We start from the raw sequence: 17,951 nt of genomic DNA, 5'->3' as shown, positions 1-17,951 counted from the left end.
TGCAAGTGAGTTCCCTTACTTGTCAGCCCAGGAGGCCGATCATGAACCACGCTGCGGTTGAGTCTCACGCCAGCACACGTACTGCACGCGCCACCGCGAACAATCCGGACGACGCCCATCTGAGCGCGTTCAACGCGGCCTTCAGCGACCTTGGCCTGCGGTTCCGCTGGGACCAGGCCACACTCGATGTGCTGAAGGAATTCAACAGCGAAGCGGCGCGCGTCACCGCCTACATCGAGCGGTTTCACGCGCATCTTCACAGCGCATACGACGCCGATTTTCTTGCCCAGATGATTCTGAGCAAGAAAGCCAGGTACTACAGCGAATTCGCGGCTGCCGGCGAATAAGGGCTTCGGCGGGACGATTCCGCCGTTCGCCCTGCTCGCCGTCCGGCGCATCGGTGTATTCATCTTTGACGGCACATTGCACGGTGGGTGGCGCGTTGGCGGACAGACCCGCGCTTTTGTACGCCCACCGTCCCAGTGTTATGCCAGCCACGACGATGCCGGTATGCTGCCGCGCGCACCATGCCGGGCGTTATCTCGCGCAGCGCCCACACCTGCTCTTCGCCGCCGTGCCATTCGATGCGCGCCAACAACCCGCGCCGCTCCAGTGCAAATCCATCGCAACGTCCGGCAAACGCATGACAGTGTGAATCGCGAACGTTCGTCGAGTACTCGCGGCTGGTCATCAGATGCGTGCCTAGCGCAACGGCCAGCACGCTCATCGCAAGCAGCGCGGCGAGTCCGAATGGCTGCGCCTGTTCCGTGACGAAGCCGTAGCCGAGCCAGCCACACAGTAAAAGCGCCAGGACGTTGACAATGCCATGCCCCGGAAGCGCGACTGTACTCAGGTCCAGCACGCCACGCAGTTTGCAGAATGCGATGGCGGAGGTGGCGAAAACCAGCGCACCGATAAAGACCGCGGCATAGAGCTCGATACGCTCGACATTCGCCTGCGCCGCCGCCGACAGGTAGCACGCAAACCCGCCCACCATAACGGCGAGCCCCGTGCCACTGCCGAGCAACGCAACGAGCCGCGGCCGTCGCGTCATAGCGCTAGCTCACACACAGTGGTCAAGGTATTGCTCAATGTACCGATCCCTTCGATTGAGATCGTCACGGTCGCGCCGTCCTTGATCGAGCCGACGCCGACCGACGTGCCGCACGCAATCACATCACCCGGTTCGAGCGTCAGGTCCTGTGAAATCAGACTCACCTGCTCGGCAGGTGAAAACACCATATCGGCAAGCGGATAGTTCTGCCGCTCCACCCCGTCGAGCATCGTCACGAGGCGTGCCGCGTGCCAGTCGAAACCGGAGACGATCGAGGGTCCAATACAGCAGAACGTATCGAAGCCCTTCGCACGGCACCATTGCGGGAAGTGCGGATTCTCGTTCAGCAGATCGGCGGCGGTCACATCGTTGACCAGCGTGTAGCCGAAGATCGATTCCGCAGCCTCTTCGATACTCGCGTCGCGGCAGCGCCGCCCAATCACGATACCGAGTTCGCCTTCGTAGACGATCTTGCCAGCGTAACTGAGCGGCCGACGGATCGATTCACCTGAACCGATCACCGACCCCGCCGGCTTCAACAAAAATAGCGGGTGCGCCGGCACGGGCTTGTCGAGCTTCGCCGCGAGCGCGTGAAAGTTATTCCACAACGCGACGATCTTGCCGGGCGCACAAGGCGCGAGCGGCGTAAGCGCACGTGTCGACAACACCGCACCGGTCGGCACCGGTTGATCGAGACTTTCGTACTCGTGTAAATAACCGCCTTCCACCCGGCCGAACACGACACCACCGTCGCTCGACATGAAACGCATCCACGTATCCATACATCGCTCCTTGAACTCTCAAATCGCGCCGGCGGTCCGCAATGCGCTGATCTGCTCGGGCGAGTAGCCGAGTTCAGTCATCACCTCGTCGGTATGCTCGCCCAGCAGCGGCGAGCGCGTAACTTCGGTCGGACTGTCCGACAGTTTGATAGGATTACCAACCGTCAGATATTTACCGCGGGTCGGATGATCCACTTCGACAATCGTGCCGGTCTTGCGCAGCGACGGCTCTTCGGCGATTTCCTTCATCGAGAGAATCGGCCCGCAAGGAATGTCGTATTTGTTGAGGATCTGCATGGCCTCGAACTTGGTCTTGGTCATGGTCCAGCGCTCGATCTCGGCAAAGATATCCTTCAGATGCGGCAAGCGCGCGGCAGGCGTCGCGTAGTTCGGATCGGTGGCCCATTCTTCCTTGCCGATCACGTTGCAGATCTTCGCCCACACCGGGGCCTGCGTGATGAAGTAGATATACGCATTCGGATCCGTCTCCCAGCCCTTGCACTTCAGAATCCAGCCAGGCTGGCCGCCGCCCGAAGCATTCCCCGCGCGCGGCACCGCTTCACCGAACGTTCCGTTCGGATATTGCGGATACTCTTTCATCGTGCCGGTGCGTTCGAGCCGCTGCTGGTCGCGCAGCTTCACGCGGCACAGGTTGAGCACGCCGTCCTGCATCGCGGCGAGCACCTTCTGGCCGCGCCCGGTCAGCGTGCGCTGATACAGCGCCGTGACAATGCCGAGTGCCAGATGCAAACCGGTGCCGCTGTCGCCGATCTGCGCGCCGCTCACCACCGGCGGGCCATCGTCGAAACCGGTGGTCGAGGCCGCGCCGCCCGCGCATTGCGCGACGTTCTCGTAGACTTTGCAGTCCTCGTAAGGGCCCGGGCCAAAACCCTTCACGGAGGCCACGATCATGCGCGGGTTCAACTGCTGAATCCGCTCCCACGTGAAGCCCATCCGGTCCAGCGCGCCCGGGGCGAAATTCTCCACCAGCACGTCGCACTTCTGGATCAGCGCCTCGAGCACCAGCTTGCCTTCCGGGTTCTTGGTATCGATCGTGACCGAGCGCTTGTTGTGATTGAGCATCGTGAAGTACAAGCTGTCCACGTCGGGAATGTCCCGTAGTTGCTCGCGCGTGATGTCGCCGGCGCCGGCCCGCTCCACCTTGATCACGTCCGCGCCGAACCACGCGAGCAACTGCGTGCAAGTCGGACCCGATTGCACATGCGTGAAATCGAGAATGCGCACGCCGTCGAGTGCTTTGCTCATGTCAAGTCTCCTGTCCTGATCAGTCTCAGTTGTGTGCAACGGTTATCGACCGACGCGCCTGCTTCGATAACGTCCGCTCCAGCGGATGTCCGGTTAGCCCCGGTACATACGGTATGTGATATATCACATTCGATCAAGCGCGATCTCAAAATGCGGCTGCTTCGGGATTTCTGCTCTGAATGCTTGTCAGGCCTACGTTTCAACGAGATGAAGCCGCGCCGGTCTGCTCGATTCGAGGGAAAACACCGAGATGTCGCTTGTCTCGATCGCCTTTGATATATCACATACTACATTTCAGTCACCGTCAAGCCGGGCTTAACCCCACCCAGTGCGAGGCGACGACTAGAGAGGAAAGAAATGGATCGAAAACGCAAAAAGCCCGGGGTGACGTCGTCACCCCGGGCCTTTCATTGTCATTCGTTGCGCCAAGCAGGCGCTTAAGCCACCATCAATCCAGAAAATCGCAATTCGCTTCGACGAACGCCGCCAGATCGAGCGAGTGCTGGCGCGTAAGACGCTCAGCCAGTTCGGTATCGCGCTGCTCCAACGCCTCGATAATGCGCAGGTGGTCGACGATCGAACGCGACGCGCGGTCGCTTTGCGAAATGGTCATGCGGCGAATCGCCCGCACATGGATGAAGATGTTCTTGATCGTGTCGAGAATGATCTGCGATTTCGACAGCTCGACGATCGCCTGATGAAACGCGATGTTGGCGTCGGAATACTCGGCAATGTGCTCGGCCGGCGTGGCGTCGCGGAAATTGTCGAACATGTGGCGCAGGCGGGCAATTTCCTCGTCCGTGGCGTGCAGCGTGGCAAGACGCGCCGCCATGCTTTCCAGCGCGGCCCACATCTGGATCATTTCGACGATTTCACGCTTGCTCTTGCGCACGATATAGATGCCGCGCCGCGGCACCATGCGCAAAAAACCTTCCTGTTCGAGCAGCGTCATCGCCTCGCGCACCGGCGTGCGGCTCACGCCCAGCGATTCGCTCAGCACGCGCTCGTCGAGGCGGATTTCTTCGTGAGTCCGGTAGATATCCGCGTCGGCAATGGCCTGGCGCAGCATGGCATACGCCTGATCGCGCAAGCTCACGCTCGCGCCGATCGGCTGCAACGACAACGTCAGGGGTGGGGCTACTGCTTCAGTTTGAAGTTCTGACGACATTCATCGCCTCTTGTTGAACATGCGCACGGTAGGGCACCACTGCGGGCGCCACTGCGGCCATTCTGCCATCCTGCTCGCCCAGGCCGACGAACCGGCCATGTTGCGCTGCAAGTTGCGCAACCGGCTGCGGGATCCAGCGGGTCAGCAGAACGGTGGCGGCAGAGCCCAAAGCTACGAAACCAACGGCGAGCAGCGAGAGAGGAACAAATTCCATTTGTAACTCCGAATGATTGAGTGAATAGATGACTCAATCATATGCTGCAGCGCCGCAAAAATCAATATTCCGTATGTAGTATATCAGTCGCTGTTGTTTTTAGGATTAGATGTTCAAGGTAGCACGGGCAACCCGCGGGCGGTTCTCCTGCTTGTCCCAACACACGACGCTCGGTGTAAACGCGCAAAACGCGCGCTATGCGCGCAGTCGCGTTCGATGATCGCGCAAATTCACCCGAATGCGGATTGTGGGAACCGCTACGCATCATTAATCTTCGGGGAATCCTGTGATGGGCCGCAGCGTCCCCTGCCCTGCATCTGCCGCGCGCTTCCAGACAGCATCCGAGAATTCGAAGGAGACACCGTCATATGAGTACCACTATCCCGAGCGCGCCGAAAACGTCCATCACCGACAACCGCGCGGCGCGCAGCCAGGCACGCAAGGCGGCGCTTGGCAGCTTTGTCGGCGCAGTAGTCGACTGGTATGACTTTCTGCTGTACGGCATCGTCGCCGCGCTCGTCTTCAACGCCGAGTTCTTCCCGAAGGTCAGCCCGGCGATGGGCACGCTCGCCGCATTCGCAACTTTCGGCGTCGGCTTTCTGTTCCGGCCGCTCGGCGGCTTCGTGTTCGGCCACTACGGCGACCGGCTTGGACGCAAGCGCATGCTGGTCCTCACAGTGATGATGATGGGCCTCTCCACCGCGGCAATCGGTCTGCTGCCGGCTTTCTCCAGCATCGGCTGGTGGGCGCCGGTGCTGCTCGTCACGTTGCGCGCGATCCAGGGCTTCGCGGTCGGCGGCGAATGGGGCGGCGCCGCCTTGATGGCGGTCGAAAGCGCGCCGGAGAAGAAGAAGGCGTTCTACAGCAGCGGCGTGCAGGTCGGCTATGGCGTGGGTCTGGTGCTCGCGACCGGATTGGTCGCGATCATCAGCCGCTCGATGGACAACGCGTCGTTCCTGAGCTGGGGCTGGCGCCTGCCCTTCCTGTTCAGTGTGGTGCTGGTGCTGGTCGCGCTGTGGATCCGCTCGAGCATGGAAGAATCGAAGGAGTTCGTCGAGAAGGTCGGCGAACGGGGCGAACGCAGCGTGCGGCTGCCGATCGTCGAGGCCTTGCTGAAGCACCCCAAGGCTTTCCTGCTGATCATCGCGCTGCGCCTTGCCGAGTTGTTCACGATGTATATCGTGACCGCGTTCGCACTGAACTACTCGACGGCGAATCTGCACATGCCGCGTGAGTTCTTCCTCTCGATCGGCCTGCTGGTCGGGGCGGTGAGCTGCGTGACGATTCCGTGCTTCGCGTGGCTTGCGGACCGTTTCGGCCGCCGGCGCGTGTACATCATCGGCGCGCTGGTCGGCATGTTCAGCGCGGTGCCGTTCTTCCTCGCGCTCGAAGCCCGCTCGACGGTGTGGATCGTGATCTTCGCGGTCATGCTCGCCAACGTCGCCCATGACATGGTCGTGAGCGTGCAGCAGCCGATGTTCACCGAACTGTTCGGCACCGAGTACCGCTATAGCGGCGCGGGCGTCGGTTATCAGGTGGCGAGCGTGGTCGGCGGCGGCTTCACGCCGTTTATCGCGGTGGCGCTGGTCAGCTTTGCCGGCGGCTCCTGGCATCCGGTGGCGGCCTACCTGGCGGTCGGCTGCCTGATCTCGGTACTGGTGGCGGCGAAGATGAAGACGGGGCGCACGGTCGCCTGATTCCCCCCGACGAAGATTGCGGCGGGCCGGCGTGGCAGAGGTGCTACGACCGGCCCGTTGGCTTTTGAATGAATACTGGATTTCTCGCGAGTAGCGCTACTTCATGCCCCTCGCGCACCTCCCCCCAACACTCCGCTTTTTGCCGATTCCGGACACTGATTGCCCTGCATTCAGTAGCTCGTTCCCGGCCTTCGTGCCGCATCGCCGCATTTCCGCAGATTACGGTCGTATTTCACCAGGCTAATGCCTTATGCATTTACATCTCATATTGCAAACGCCAGGTTCGCGCCCTATCGTTCGACGGAACGAGTTTTGTCTGAATTTGACGACCGTCATATGAAATAAAAATACATATATGTAAGCCACATGAATCTGCAATTTTTACGCCGCGACCTAAAGCTTTGCGTATGAAGCGCCGATAACAAAGCATTCGTCACACCGGAGACCGACCATGAGCAGTATCACCGAGCCGAGCGGGAATTCAGGCTCTGCCCCATTCTTTTCCAAACAGGCCACCGTTGCGAAGCCCGGGTTTTCGCGCTGGATGGTTCCGCCTGCAGCGCTCGCCGTTCACCTTTGTATCGGTCAGGCGTACGCCTTCTCCGTATTCAACGGCCCGCTGACCAAAGTCATCGGCATTACGCAATCCACCGCTGACGACTGGTCGCTGACCTCGCTCGGCTGGATCTTTTCGCTGGCGATCGTGTTCCTGGGTTTGTCGGCGGCGTTTGCCGGCAAGTGGCTCGAACATGTCGGCCCGCGCCGCACGATGTTTACCGCTGCGTGCTGCTTCGGCGGCGGCTTCCTCGTCTCGGCGCTCGGCGTGCACCTGCATCAGATCGCGCTGCTTTATCTCGGCTACGGCGTGATCGGCGGGATTGGACTCGGCCTCGGTTATGTGTCGCCGGTGTCGACGTTGATCCGCTGGTTCCCGGATCGTCGCGGTATGGCGACCGGCATGGCGATCATGGGCTTCGGCGGCGGCGCGATGATTGCCGCGCCTTTGTCGGTAGCGTTGATGAACCACTTCCGCAGCGCGACCAGCATCGGCGTGGCCGAGACCTTCGTCGTGCTCGGCATTGCGTACTTCATCTCGATGTCGATCGGCGCACTCGCGATTCGCGTGCCGCCGGCTGACTGGAAGCCGGCCGGCTGGACGCCGCCCGAGACCACCCAGAAGAAGATGATCTCGCGTAACCACGTGCACATCGATCAGGCGTTGAAGACGCCGCAGTTCTACCTGATCTGGCTCGTGCTGTTCCTGAACGTGACGGCCGGCATCGGCATTCTCGGCCAGGCGTCGGTGATGATTCAGGAGAGCTTCAAGGACACCGTGACGGCTGCCGCGGCGGCTGGTTTCGTCGGCCTGCTCTCGCTGTTCAACATGGGCGGCCGTTTCGTGTGGGCCTCGGCTTCGGACTGGATCGGCCGCAAGAACACCTACTTCATCTTCTTCGCGCTCGGCGCCGTGCTGTACTACCTCGTGCCCGGCTTCGCGGCTTCCGGCCAGATCGCCCTGTTCGTGCTCGCCTACTGCGTGATCCTGTCGATGTACGGCGGTGGCTTCGCGACGGTGCCCGCGTATCTCGCGGACATGTTCGGCACGGCCTTCGTCGGCGGCATTCACGGCCGTCTGCTGACGGCCTGGGCCGCAGCGGGTGTCGCCGGTCCGGTGCTGGTGAATTACATCCGCGCCTATCAGGTGGCGCACGGCGTGGCCAAGGCGGACGCCTACACGATGACGATCCACATCATGGTGGTGCTGCTGGTGATCGGTTTCGTCTGCAACCTGCTGGTCAAGCGTGTCGACGACAAGCACCACATGACCGACGCACAACTCGCCAAAGGCGCCTAAGGAGACTCGCATGTCGACCGCTCAAGCCGTTCATCCGACCAACAAGGTCAAGCTCGCCGTCTTCTGGCTGTATGTGACGCTGCCGCTCGCATGGGGCGTGTTCAATACGCTCTCGCAAGCGATGAAGCTGTTCAAGTGAGTTAAGTGTTGCACGCGCCCCACACGATCGAACGTGCGGGGCGCCAGCAAAGCGTCACAACGCGCGCACGAGTTGCGCGCGGTCTCCTACCCTCCGCCTCCGGCTACTGCGGACACACCGCACTGCCGCCGCTTCAGATCTTCTCGAACAGTACTTCTTGCGCGCCTTCCCACAGCACCTTGGTGCCGAGTTCGCGCAGCTTTTCCTTGCCTTCGACGATGGTCAGGAAGTGATTGCCCGCGAGCTGGCCGAGCTTGCTTGCGAAGCAGCACGAGCCGTACGCAAGAATGATCTCCGTTTCGCTGTAGCCGCCCGGATAGAACAGGATGTCGCCCACCGACGGATGGCTCGTGTGATTTTCGAAGCCGACCGCCACGCCGTCGTTTTCGAGCTTGAAGTCGCCGAGCGGAACCCAGCAGCCCTCGCCGCTCCAGCGCACGTGAATGATCTTCTGACGGTACGGCAGAAGCTTCAGAAAGGCGGCCACCGTTTGCGGCGCGTCGGGATGCGTTTCGGCGGTAAAGACGTGGCCGCAGGAGGTGATTCGGAGTCGGGTCATCGCTAAGGTATCCGGTGTGAAGGGTTGAGTGGAAGGGTCGGTCAGACGCCGGCTGAGGCCAAGCCGACGGCACAACATTCTGTCGGCCGGTGCAAGGCTTCGACAGATACAGTTGCCGAGCAACTGGTCAGGCCAGTTAGCCCAATGGCCGCGGCGAACGCGCACTGCACAGGCCATCGCGCGTTCATAGCGCTCCACCGTGTGCTACCGCAAACCAACAAGCGCAAAGGATGCAAGCGGTTCTATCGTTCACCGCGCATGAAATCACAGGGCTTCAAAATTGGCCGGAACAGCACCGGGGCGCATCCATGCCAGCTTCATCCTCAATCGCGCCACGAAACTTCGTAGTTTGCAAGCCGCGCAATGCGCAGCAAACTGCGAAAAGTGCGTGATTGCTGTTTTCGACGCTTCATCAAACCTTGCCCTCGACAACCCACCGCGACCGGCCTCGATATACGGTGCCACGCGGCGATCAGGCGTTCCCGCTCTGCACAGCAGCATAGCGTGTCGCGACCGACGAATCCCGCGTGCCGTCAACCGTCGGCATGCAGCTCGGGCATCGCATATTGGCGAGCCGCCCACGCGATCCAGCCGCGCAACCTGACGCTCAGCCGCGCAGCCGGTAGGCAAGCGGCGTTACGCCGTAGCCACGCTTGAACTGCACGGAGAAATGACTGGCATTCTCGAAACCAACCGCAAGCGCGATTTGCAGCACCGGCTGATCGGAGGCGCGCAGCAGCCTCGCGGCTTCCTCGAGACGCAAGCGCGTGACGAACTGATGGGGTGTTTCACCGGTCTCGCGGCGGAACACACGCGCAAAGTGGAAGCTGCTTAACCCGGCCTGCGCGGCCAGTTCGCTGATGGCCAGATCGGCGGCAAGATTGGCGCGAATGTAATCGGTTACACGGCGGATGCGGCGTGGCACCAAACGCTCGGGATGCGGCGGCAGGCCGGCCTGAGTGTGACGGCCACGCGAATAATGTTGCAACAAATGGGCGGCGAGCGCGTGGGTCAGCGCGTCGACATACAGCCGCGAGTCGGCGGGATCGCCCGCGGCGCGATGCAATGCGCGAAGCATCTCGGCGATCAGTGGATCGTGAAACTGCATTGCGTCGCCTAGCGTCAGCTCGCGTGAACCGCCCAGCTCCATCTGGTCGGCGACGCTGTCGATCAGGCTGCGCTCCAGGTGCAAATGAACGGTCGACAGCGGCTCATCGCTGATCGAACGCCAGCGCCACGAGATCGGCACGGGCGGCACGAACCAGACGTCGCCCATACGCAGGTCGGCGCTCTCCCAGCGTCCGTCCAGGTTGCGCTCGAGGTGTTCGGCGCCGCTGCCGAGCGTCATCAGCGTGACGTCCTGCAGGCCGGGCGCCTCCAGCAGTTCCTGCTCGTCAGGTTCGAGATACGAGCGCAGCACCAGGTGCCGCCACGGGCGATCCACGCTCGACACCAGTTTCTGGCCCGCCATATAGCGGTCGTAGGCAAGCGTCGTTGTCAGCTTTGGAATTTTTGCCATCACGTCTCTTTCAGGGAGGTCCTATATGCACATGAGCAAACCCTGCCGCACCCGCGTCGCCGGTTAGAGGTCAGCGCAAGATCTCAAAAATGATAGCAAGGAACCGGCTACCGTAATATTTGGAAATAGTTAATCATCCAGGTTGTCGTCTTTCACGCGTTTCGAACGCCGGAGCTACCGTTTCATGGAACACGAATGCGATACGTTGCCGCATTGGCTGACGGGCTCGCCGCAAGGCGAGGCCAGCCACGTGTCGGCGGCATACAACTCAGCGGTTACCGCACAACCGGCTTACCCGGCCGGCACGCGGCAACTCGAGAATTCAGCCCACGCGGCTGAAGCATCCAGGACATCAACCCGCATGGCGTCAGGCATATCGGCTGGCGGTTTCCTGACTCTTTTCACCGAAGAGGAGATCGGCACACCCTCGCCTGCCGCACGACGTGCAGCGCCAGTCATCAGTCCGCTGGTGCGTTTTGGCAGTGCGCAGGACCGCATCGAATTCGTGCGGCGGCGCATCAAACAACTCGGCTTCGACTCGTTCAGCTATTCGGCCACGCGCACCACCGCGCATCACAAGTCGATGTTCGTGCTGACCAGCTACGAGTCGCAGACATGGCTCACGCGCTATTTCCGCGAGCGTTATTTCGAGCTCGATCCGCGCGTTGCGCTGGCGTCGCCGACCGGCATGCCGTTCCTCTGGAACACCGCCGACATGCGCGCCGACCTGCCGCGCGCGCAGATGCGCAGCGAGCGGCTCGGCGGGCTGATCGACATGCTGGAGGCCAACGGCCGCAAAAGCGGGATTCTCACGCAGATGCCGCTGCCTGAGCCGGAGCTGAGCGCGAGCTTGTGCTTCAACTCGGAGATCGGCAACCCGCGCTGGATGACGGAATCGATCGTGGCCGAAACGCTGATGTTCGCGCACACGATCCATGAATTCATCTGGATGCACGCGAAAAGCGTGATCGGGATCGCCCCCGAGCAGCAGCAGCGCGTCTCGCTGAGCGAGTTGCAGCATGCAGTGCTGAAAGCGGTTGTGCAGGGGCAGCGCGACAAGGAAATCGCTTACTTCCTCGGGCTGTCGCCGCATAACGTCGACTACCACTTGCGGCGCTTGCGGCAGTTGTTCAACGTGCGCAATCGCGTGCAGTTGATCAATGTGGCGCAGGGGTATGTGACTTAAGGGAGGGACTAAAGAGCACTGCGGCCGGCGCGCATGTCGAGCCGGCCGCGTGCGCTTGAATCATGAGCGCCGTTAGCTCTTGAGCCGGTACCCGGTCTTGAAGATCCAGGCAACAATCACGAGAAACACCGCCAGAAACAACGCGGTCATGCCGAGGCTGACACCGACATCCACATCGGCCAGACCATAAAAGCTCCAGCGAAAACCGCTGACCAGGTAAACGATCGGATTAAACAGCGTCACGACCTTCCAGAACGGCGGCAGCATATTGACCGCATAGAAACTCCCGCCGAGGAAGGTAAGCGGCGTGATGATCAGGAGCGGCACGAGTTGCAGCTTCTCGAAGCTATCCGCCCAGATGCCGATAATGAAACCGAGCAGACTGAACGTGACCGCGGTGAGCACCAGAAACAGAATCATCCAGAACGGATGCTGCACCTGCAGCGGCACGAACAGGCCGGCAGTAGCCAGAATGATCAAGCCGAGCAGAATCGATTTGGTGGCGGCCGCGCCCACATAGCTCACCACGATCTCGAGATACGACACCGGCGCCGATAGCAACTCATAGATCGTGCCGGTAAAGCGCGGAAAGTAAATTCCGAACGAGGCGTTCGAAATGCTTTGCGACAGCAGCGAAAGCATGATCAGACCCGGCACGATAAACGCGCCGTAACTGATGCCGTCCACTTCCTTGATACGCGAACCGATGGCCGCGCCGAACACGACGAAATAAAGCGAAGTCGAAATCACCGGCGCGATGATGCTCTGCATCAGCGTGCGCCAGGTGCGCGCCATCTCGAACTTATAGATCGCGCGAATTGCGTAGATATTCATTGATTACCTCGGAGCAGACTGACGAAGATGTCTTCGAGCGAACTTTGCGTCGTATGCAGATCCTTGAAGCGGATGCCGGCATCGTCAAGCGCTTTGAGCAGCGCGATGATGTCGGTGCGCCCGCCGTCGCCCTCATACGTGTAGATCAACTCGTTGCCACCCTTGGCGACATCCAGTCCATATCCGGCCAGCGCCGGCGGCACTTCAGTGAGCGAACTCTCCAGTTGCAGCGTCAACTGCTTCTTGCCGAGTTTGCGCATCAACTCCGTCTTCTCTTCCACCAGCATGATCTCGCCCGCATTGATCACGCCGATGCGGTCGGCCATTTCCTCGGCTTCGTCGATGTAGTGCGTGGTGAGGATGATCGTCACACCGCTTGCAGTAAGCGAGCGCACCAGCTTCCACATATCGCGGCGCAACTCGACGTCGACACCGGCCGTGGGTTCGTCGAGAAACAGCACGCGCGGTTCGTGCGAGAGCGCCTTCGCAATCAGCACGCGGCGCTTCATGCCGCCCGACAGCGTAATGATCTTGTTATCGCGCTTTTCCCACAGCGACAGATCACGCAAGACCTTCTCGATGTAAGCGGGGTTTTTCGGCTTGCCGAACAGCCCGCGGCTGAACGAGACGGTCGCCCAGACCGTTTCGAACGAGTCGGTGGTGAGCTCCTGCGGCACGAGGCCAATCAGCGAGCGTGCGCCGCGATAGTCCGTCGCGATGTCGCGGCCGTCCACCATCACGCTGCCGACGGTCGCATTGACAATGCCGCAAATGATGCTGATGAGGGTGGTTTTGCCCGCCCCGTTGGGCCCTAGCAGGGCGAAGATTTCTCCGCGATTGATCGCCAGATTGATGTTTTTGAGTGCATGAAAACCCGTGGCATAGGTTTTCGACAGATTCGTAACCGAAACGATAGGCTGCATGGATTCGACGATGGCAGACACCGGTATTGGATTAAAAGGGGGCGGGACGAATACGCCGCCGCACCCGCAATGTAATTGAAAGTGGGAAAGCGTGCAGCGTAACCGCGAGATTTCGGAGGAGCGGATACCGCCGGTAAGCGTGTCAGCCTTTCAGGGCCGGCCGAGTTCTTGCCAGACAGGCCGGTGCCCGTCACGGTTCGGCGCACGTGAAACTGCTGGCGAGATTCACATTGCCCTTGCCGCTATAGCGGGGAAACAGCGGATAACGGCACAACGGGCGCGAGCGTCCGTTGGTCGCGGCCGCGATATCCGTAGCGGTCAGCGTTTCGGGCGATACGCCACGCGTCACCCAATTGTCGAGCGCGCCCAGCAGATCCACCGACGGAATGAACACGCCGCTGCCATGCTGGAAACCCGGCACCATGTAGAGCCGCATGAACGCATCGACCTGGTCGATGCCGAATCGATCGATCAGCGCATCGTAGTAAGCGATCGTCTGGTTCGGGCTGATGACTTCGTCGGCGAGGCCTTGCAGTGTGATGAGCTTGCCGCCCTTCGCGATGTAGCGAGCCAGGTCGGGGTTCATCGCGCCGATCGTCTGTGAGAGCGCGATGAGCTGTCCGCGATATTTGCCGGGATGAAGCGGGTCGAACCTGAGCGAGTCGAACTCCGCATCGTGGGCCACGAAGTAGCGGACGTAGCCGTCGCCCTGCGCGAACAGATAGCCGTTGGCGAAGAAGGTCGGCACCGGCAGTCGCCCGGCTTGATGTCCGAGACCGAGCATGCCGGTCAGACGCGTGCCCTGAAAGATGTTGTAGCCGCTATAGCCGCTGACATTCCACGCCAGCTTGTAGGGCAACGACAGGCCGTCGCGCATCAGCAGCAAGGTGGAGAGCTGCGTGTCGGTGAGGCACTCGTCATGCGAGGGAGACCGTCCGGCGCAGCGCAACGAGGCGATGATTTCCGCTTCGTGTTCCTTGCACCCGTCGACGTCGCTGACCACGCCGTCCGCCGCGCCATCGAGCCGGTCGCAGACCGCGAGCGTGCGTTGATACACGTGCTCGAGCAGTACTGGTGAAACGAAACCGCCGGGCGTCGCGTATTCCGCCTGACCGAGCTTCACACCCATCAAACGCACGCCGGAAAAATTGAGCGCGGGTGAATTGGCGATTACGCCGTCGTAGTCGTCGGGATAGCGCTGCATCACCGTGTAGCCTTCGCGGCCGCCCGTCGAGCCGCCGGCGAAATACATCCGTTGCGGCGGCCGGCCGTAAGCGCGTGCAATCAATGCGAGCGCGGCATCGTGCGTTTTCTTCAGATGCGCGTAGCCGAAATTCGTCACCGCTTCATCCACGAGGCCGAACACCGCGAGCGATGAATCGCCCACATGCCCCGAGTCGTCGCCGAAGGTCGCATAGCCTTGCGCGAGCGGTGCGCGATCCGGAGAGAACGGCATCACGCCCGTCCCGCTCACCACCACGCCGTTGTAGCCCCCGCCGCCGATCTGCAACGCGCGGCCGTTCCAGCGGCGCGGCAGATTCAGGTCGAAGCGGATATCCGGCGTCGTGGCTTTGAGCGCCTTGATGCGCCCGGTGATACGGCAATATTCGCCGCCTTGCTGATTGCCGAGCGCGGTGGCCGCCACCATCGCCGCACTTTCGATTTGCACGCCAGCAGTCGGCAAAGCGATCAGTTCCGGGGGCAACACCGCGCCCGCGAATTCCGCGCAACGCATGGCGAGCGGCGCATCCTTGGGCGCGGCGAATGCCGGTGAGGCGTTCGTCAGCCATAGCACCGCGCCGGCCACCGTGACAGCCGTGCGTGAACGCCCCTTAGAAAGCCCACGGCGGACATGGCGCACCCGCGCCCTCATCCGTAACCCGCGCCGTTGACAGCCGCGCGCGAGCGCGGCCCTCTCCAGTCGTTCCAGCCGCGCGCGATCATCAGCACCGCGCCGATGGCGACCAGATCGCCGCCGAGTCCGATCAGCGTGCCGCGAAAGCCGTGGAACGTATGCGGCGTTGCCGTATCGACGATCAACGACACCAGCGTGCCGGCGACAAAACACACAAGCCCGGTACGGCCGACCGTCACCACGGCCGGCAAGCGCTGCGCGAGCCACGCAATGCTGCCCGTGCGCACGAACTGCGCGGCGAGCCAGGCGATGACGAGAAAGTTGATCACGCGTTCCACGGAGAGGTTCTGTTTGTTCAAGCCGGGCAGCGGCTGCGTCAATACAAAGAGTTTAACAATGGCGAACCCCAGCACCGCGACCACTGCGGCACGCGTGAACCAATGCGCCGTGCGGGTGGCGTGAAAGCGCTCGCTGACGGGCTGCACCCGGCACAGAATACCGAGCACGAACATCAATTGCCATGCAAACGGATTAAAAGCCCAGCCGGCCACGTCGTCAATGCTGAATAGCGCGGCCAGCGGCCGGGCAAGCGCCCAGATCGTCACGCTCAGGCCCAGCGCCGCGAGCGACGACCGGCGCGCCAACGGCACCATGAATGGCACGAATAGCGCAAAGATCACGTACATGGGCAGCACGCTCGACAAATACGGCTGGCGCCGCAGCACGGCAATATCGAATGCTTCGCGCAACGGTTGAACCGCGAACGGCTGCCAGCCGGTCAGGTCGACCATCGGCTGATTCAGATGCAATAGCGCGAGGACGGCGCCGGACAGCAGCGTCAATACGGCCGTCAATAGATAGGCGCGATAGATCTCCCAGCAGCGCCTCACGAAACGCATCTTCGCCGCACTCTCGCCACGGCCCGCGAGTACCGCTGTAAACGCTGCCGCCGACGCATAGCCGCCGAGGAACACGAACACTTCCGCCGAGTCGCACAGGGCATACGTGTGCAACATCAGATGCGACAGCGTGCTGCCGGGAATGTGGTCCAGCACGATGACGATCAACACGACGCCGCGGAAGAAATCCACTTCGATCGAGCGTCCGCGGCGGGTGTCCATTCTGGTTCTCGCAAGATGGCGCGTGCGTGCAATGCGCCGTGAAAAGCGGTCATACACAGGGAGTTCCATGTAGGAACTCCATGAGAATAAAACGTTCCCAGCAAGACCGTGCGCCAACTCGACACGCGCTGACAACCGCCCTCTAAATGCATTCGGAGTGCCAGCAATCTGAAAATCAGATGTCGGCATGCAGTAATACTGAGTTGTCGTGCCATGGTTAGCGGAAAGTCTTGCAGCAAGTTTTGCGACTTTCAAACCATCCAGCACAAACACGATCGGTAAAGGTCACTGAAAAAAATCACTGATTGCGATGCGCGATTTTTTTCGCTTTTTTTCATCGTAGGATGGGTTAATGCACGCCCGTCGGACCTCGCGCATTTCCCGCGATACCCCCCCTCGACGGCGGCCACTCATGTGGACCGGACACGCTGCCGGGCTGATCTTCGATCTCCTGGCTTGCTGAGCGTCATTGCGACGTTTTCCCTTTGCCGTTGTTGACTTTGCCGTCACCGGTACGTTCCGGTCCTTCCACTCTCGCCCTGAACGGCAGCGCTTTGCGCACCGCCTTCGCACTGGAAGATAACCACATGAATAACAGAATTGCAGGCTTCGACGGATTGCGCGCGATCGCAGTCCTTATGGTCTTTTTTCAGCACCGTTTATTCGGCGACATCGGCGAAATTGGTCATCTTGGTGTGTGGATATTCTTCGCGCTAAGCGGCTTTCTGATCATCGGTATTCTGTCCGCACAACGCGCACGCATCGAAACAAACGGCAGCCGGTTCAGTGTGGAATTGAAGCGTTTTCTGTTTCGCCGCACGTTGCGCATTTTTCCGATTTACTACCTGATGCTGGCGGTGATGTGCGTGCTGATGGCGCTCGGGATGGCGAGCCCAGAGCTCGCGAGCGGCATGCCGTTTCATTTCGCCTATCTGTCGAACTTCTGGATCGGCTCGGTGCTGCATTACTGGCCGGGGCGTTACTCGCATCTCTGGAGCCTCGCGATCGAGGAGCAGTTTTATCTCGTGTTTGCGCCGCTATTGCTGCTGGTTGCGGTGCGGCGGCATCGCGCCGTGTGCCTCGCGATCATCGCGGTGGGACTCGTTTCGCTGCTGGCAATGCGTGCGGCACAGTGGCAGGACATCACGATTTATACGCATCCGCTGACCAACTTCTGGCTGCTCGCCTTGGGCGGGATTGGCGGCTTGATGATCGCCGGGAACGAGAGCCGTTTGCGCATCGTGCTCGGGCATGGCATGACGCTGTTCGTATTGAGCGTTTGCCTGGTGGGCTTTTGTGCGACTGAGCCTATGTGGAGTCAACTGGACAGTTCGCTTGCCTTCACGACGGTCAGCGCCTTGTATGGCCTCTGTATCGCGGCACTGGTGTGTTCGATTGCGTGCTGCCGCAACGCCGCCGTGATCGGCCTGCTCGAAACCGGCTGGCTGATGAACTTCGGGCGCATCAGCTACGGCTTTTATCTCTATCACAATCTGATTCCGGACCTGACCCGCAACCACCACGCCACGGCGTTCTTCGGCGGTACCGTGCCGCTGTGGGCGCATGTCGCCGGAATTGTCGCGTCATTCGTGATTTCACTGACGATGGCCGTGTTGTCCTGGCGCCTGATCGAAGCACCCATTCTTCGCTTGAAAACACGGCGTGCGCCGTTGGACACCACGACACCAACTACTACGCAAACACCGGCCTCTTTTGCTGCCCGCAACGGGCATGCGTTGAGAGAAAAAAGCACCGCTTCAGATGCTGCCTGAAGGACTC

The 17,951-nt window shown here is 61.0% G+C and carries 17 protein-coding genes; 6 read left to right on the top strand and 11 right to left on the bottom strand.

Translation table 11 applies throughout. The annotated features are described in order from the left end of the window. Positions 1 to 41 precede the first annotated feature (41 nt). A complete protein-coding gene (locus KHO30_RS25400; RefSeq protein ID WP_093632997.1) occupies positions 42 to 347 on the top strand; it encodes an HAD family hydrolase in 306 nt (101 codons plus the stop codon). A gap of 59 nt (positions 348 to 406) precedes the next feature. On the opposite strand, the gene KHO30_RS25395 is transcribed toward KHO30_RS25400, so the two are convergent. From KHO30_RS25395 to KHO30_RS25375, 5 genes are all read right to left on the bottom strand, one after another. Further along, on the bottom strand, positions 407 to 1,054 hold the full coding sequence (locus KHO30_RS25395) for an NAD(P)(+) transhydrogenase (Re/Si-specific) subunit beta (RefSeq protein WP_200621700.1): 648 nt from the start codon (positions 1,052 to 1,054) through the stop codon (positions 407 to 409). Next, positions 1,051 to 1,836 carry a fumarylacetoacetate hydrolase family protein gene (locus KHO30_RS25390; RefSeq protein ID WP_200621701.1) on the bottom strand — a complete coding sequence of 262 codons (786 nt, stop codon included), beginning with the start codon at positions 1,834 to 1,836 and terminating at the stop codon, positions 1,051 to 1,053. The genes KHO30_RS25395 and KHO30_RS25390 overlap by 4 nt, the downstream gene beginning before the upstream one ends. Before the next feature lie 18 nt (positions 1,837 to 1,854). Then, entirely contained in the window at positions 1,855 to 3,102 is a 1,248-nt protein-coding gene (frc, locus tag KHO30_RS25385; RefSeq protein WP_211702697.1) for a formyl-CoA transferase, read from the bottom strand. 448 nt (positions 3,103 to 3,550) lie between these two features. Then, a complete protein-coding gene (locus KHO30_RS25380) occupies positions 3,551 to 4,270 on the bottom strand; it encodes a GntR family transcriptional regulator (RefSeq protein ID WP_054042614.1) in 720 nt (239 codons plus the stop codon). Next, complete coding sequence (locus KHO30_RS25375; RefSeq protein WP_093633001.1) at positions 4,248 to 4,484, bottom strand: hypothetical protein; 237 nt, start codon at positions 4,482 to 4,484, stop codon at positions 4,248 to 4,250. Before KHO30_RS25375 ends, KHO30_RS25380 begins: the two co-directional genes overlap by 23 nt. 368 nt (positions 4,485 to 4,852) lie before the next feature. Here KHO30_RS25375 and shiA point away from each other — a divergent pair, with 368 nt between their 5' ends. The 3 genes from shiA to KHO30_RS25360 all read left to right on the top strand — a co-directional run bounded on the left by shiA (position 4,853) and on the right by KHO30_RS25360 (position 8,175). Beyond that, positions 4,853 to 6,181 carry a shikimate transporter gene (gene shiA / locus KHO30_RS25370; RefSeq protein ID WP_093633002.1) on the top strand — a complete coding sequence of 443 codons (1,329 nt, stop codon included), beginning with the start codon at positions 4,853 to 4,855 and terminating at the stop codon, positions 6,179 to 6,181. A gap of 451 nt (positions 6,182 to 6,632) precedes the next feature. Next, a complete protein-coding gene (locus tag KHO30_RS25365; RefSeq protein WP_093633003.1) occupies positions 6,633 to 8,036 on the top strand; it encodes an L-lactate MFS transporter in 1,404 nt (467 codons plus the stop codon). Between the two features lie 10 nt (positions 8,037 to 8,046). Then, complete coding sequence (locus KHO30_RS25360; RefSeq protein ID WP_211702696.1) at positions 8,047 to 8,175, top strand: MFS transporter small subunit; 129 nt, start codon at positions 8,047 to 8,049, stop codon at positions 8,173 to 8,175. Between the two features lie 133 nt (positions 8,176 to 8,308). Here the strand turns inward: KHO30_RS25360 and KHO30_RS25355 are convergent, their stop codons facing one another. Continuing rightward, positions 8,309 to 8,734, bottom strand: a complete 426-nt coding sequence (locus tag KHO30_RS25355; RefSeq protein WP_054042606.1) for a DUF3830 family protein — start codon at positions 8,732 to 8,734, stop codon at positions 8,309 to 8,311. Between the two features lie 607 nt (positions 8,735 to 9,341). After that, on the bottom strand, positions 9,342 to 10,253 hold the full coding sequence (locus KHO30_RS25350; protein ID WP_200654294.1) for a helix-turn-helix domain-containing protein: 912 nt from the start codon (positions 10,251 to 10,253) through the stop codon (positions 9,342 to 9,344). A gap of 184 nt (positions 10,254 to 10,437) precedes the next feature. Between KHO30_RS25350 and KHO30_RS25345 the strand changes: the two genes are divergently transcribed. Then, complete coding sequence (locus KHO30_RS25345; protein WP_093633006.1) at positions 10,438 to 11,439, top strand: helix-turn-helix transcriptional regulator; 1,002 nt, start codon at positions 10,438 to 10,440, stop codon at positions 11,437 to 11,439. 72 nt (positions 11,440 to 11,511) lie between these two features. On the opposite strand, the gene KHO30_RS25340 is transcribed toward KHO30_RS25345, so the two are convergent. The 4 genes from KHO30_RS25340 to KHO30_RS25325 all read right to left on the bottom strand — a co-directional run bounded on the left by KHO30_RS25340 (position 11,512) and on the right by KHO30_RS25325 (position 16,172). Continuing rightward, on the bottom strand, positions 11,512 to 12,273 hold the full coding sequence (locus KHO30_RS25340; protein WP_093633049.1) for an ABC transporter permease: 762 nt from the start codon (positions 12,271 to 12,273) through the stop codon (positions 11,512 to 11,514). Further along, complete coding sequence (locus KHO30_RS25335; protein WP_211702695.1) at positions 12,270 to 13,196, bottom strand: ABC transporter ATP-binding protein; 927 nt, start codon at positions 13,194 to 13,196, stop codon at positions 12,270 to 12,272. Before KHO30_RS25335 ends, KHO30_RS25340 begins: the two co-directional genes overlap by 4 nt. Positions 13,197 to 13,386: 190 nt before the next feature. Further along, positions 13,387 to 15,069 carry a tannase/feruloyl esterase family alpha/beta hydrolase gene (locus tag KHO30_RS25330; RefSeq protein WP_211702694.1) on the bottom strand — a complete coding sequence of 561 codons (1,683 nt, stop codon included), beginning with the start codon at positions 15,067 to 15,069 and terminating at the stop codon, positions 13,387 to 13,389. Further along, on the bottom strand, positions 15,066 to 16,172 hold the full coding sequence (locus KHO30_RS25325) for an OpgC domain-containing protein (protein ID WP_211702693.1): 1,107 nt from the start codon (positions 16,170 to 16,172) through the stop codon (positions 15,066 to 15,068). The genes KHO30_RS25330 and KHO30_RS25325 overlap by 4 nt, the downstream gene beginning before the upstream one ends. Positions 16,173 to 16,759: 587 nt before the next feature. On the opposite strand from KHO30_RS25325, the gene KHO30_RS25320 reads away from it, so the two are divergent. Continuing rightward, entirely contained in the window at positions 16,760 to 17,944 is a 1,185-nt protein-coding gene (locus KHO30_RS25320) for an acyltransferase family protein (RefSeq protein ID WP_200620447.1), read from the top strand. The last annotated feature ends 7 nt before the right edge of the window (positions 17,945 to 17,951 follow it).

Origin of the sequence: Paraburkholderia aspalathi, from assembly GCF_905220735.1 — a bacterium.
In the GTDB taxonomy this organism is placed as follows: Bacteria; Pseudomonadota; Gammaproteobacteria; order Burkholderiales; family Burkholderiaceae; genus Paraburkholderia; species Paraburkholderia aspalathi.
This window is presented reverse-complemented; position numbering and strand designations above follow the sequence as displayed.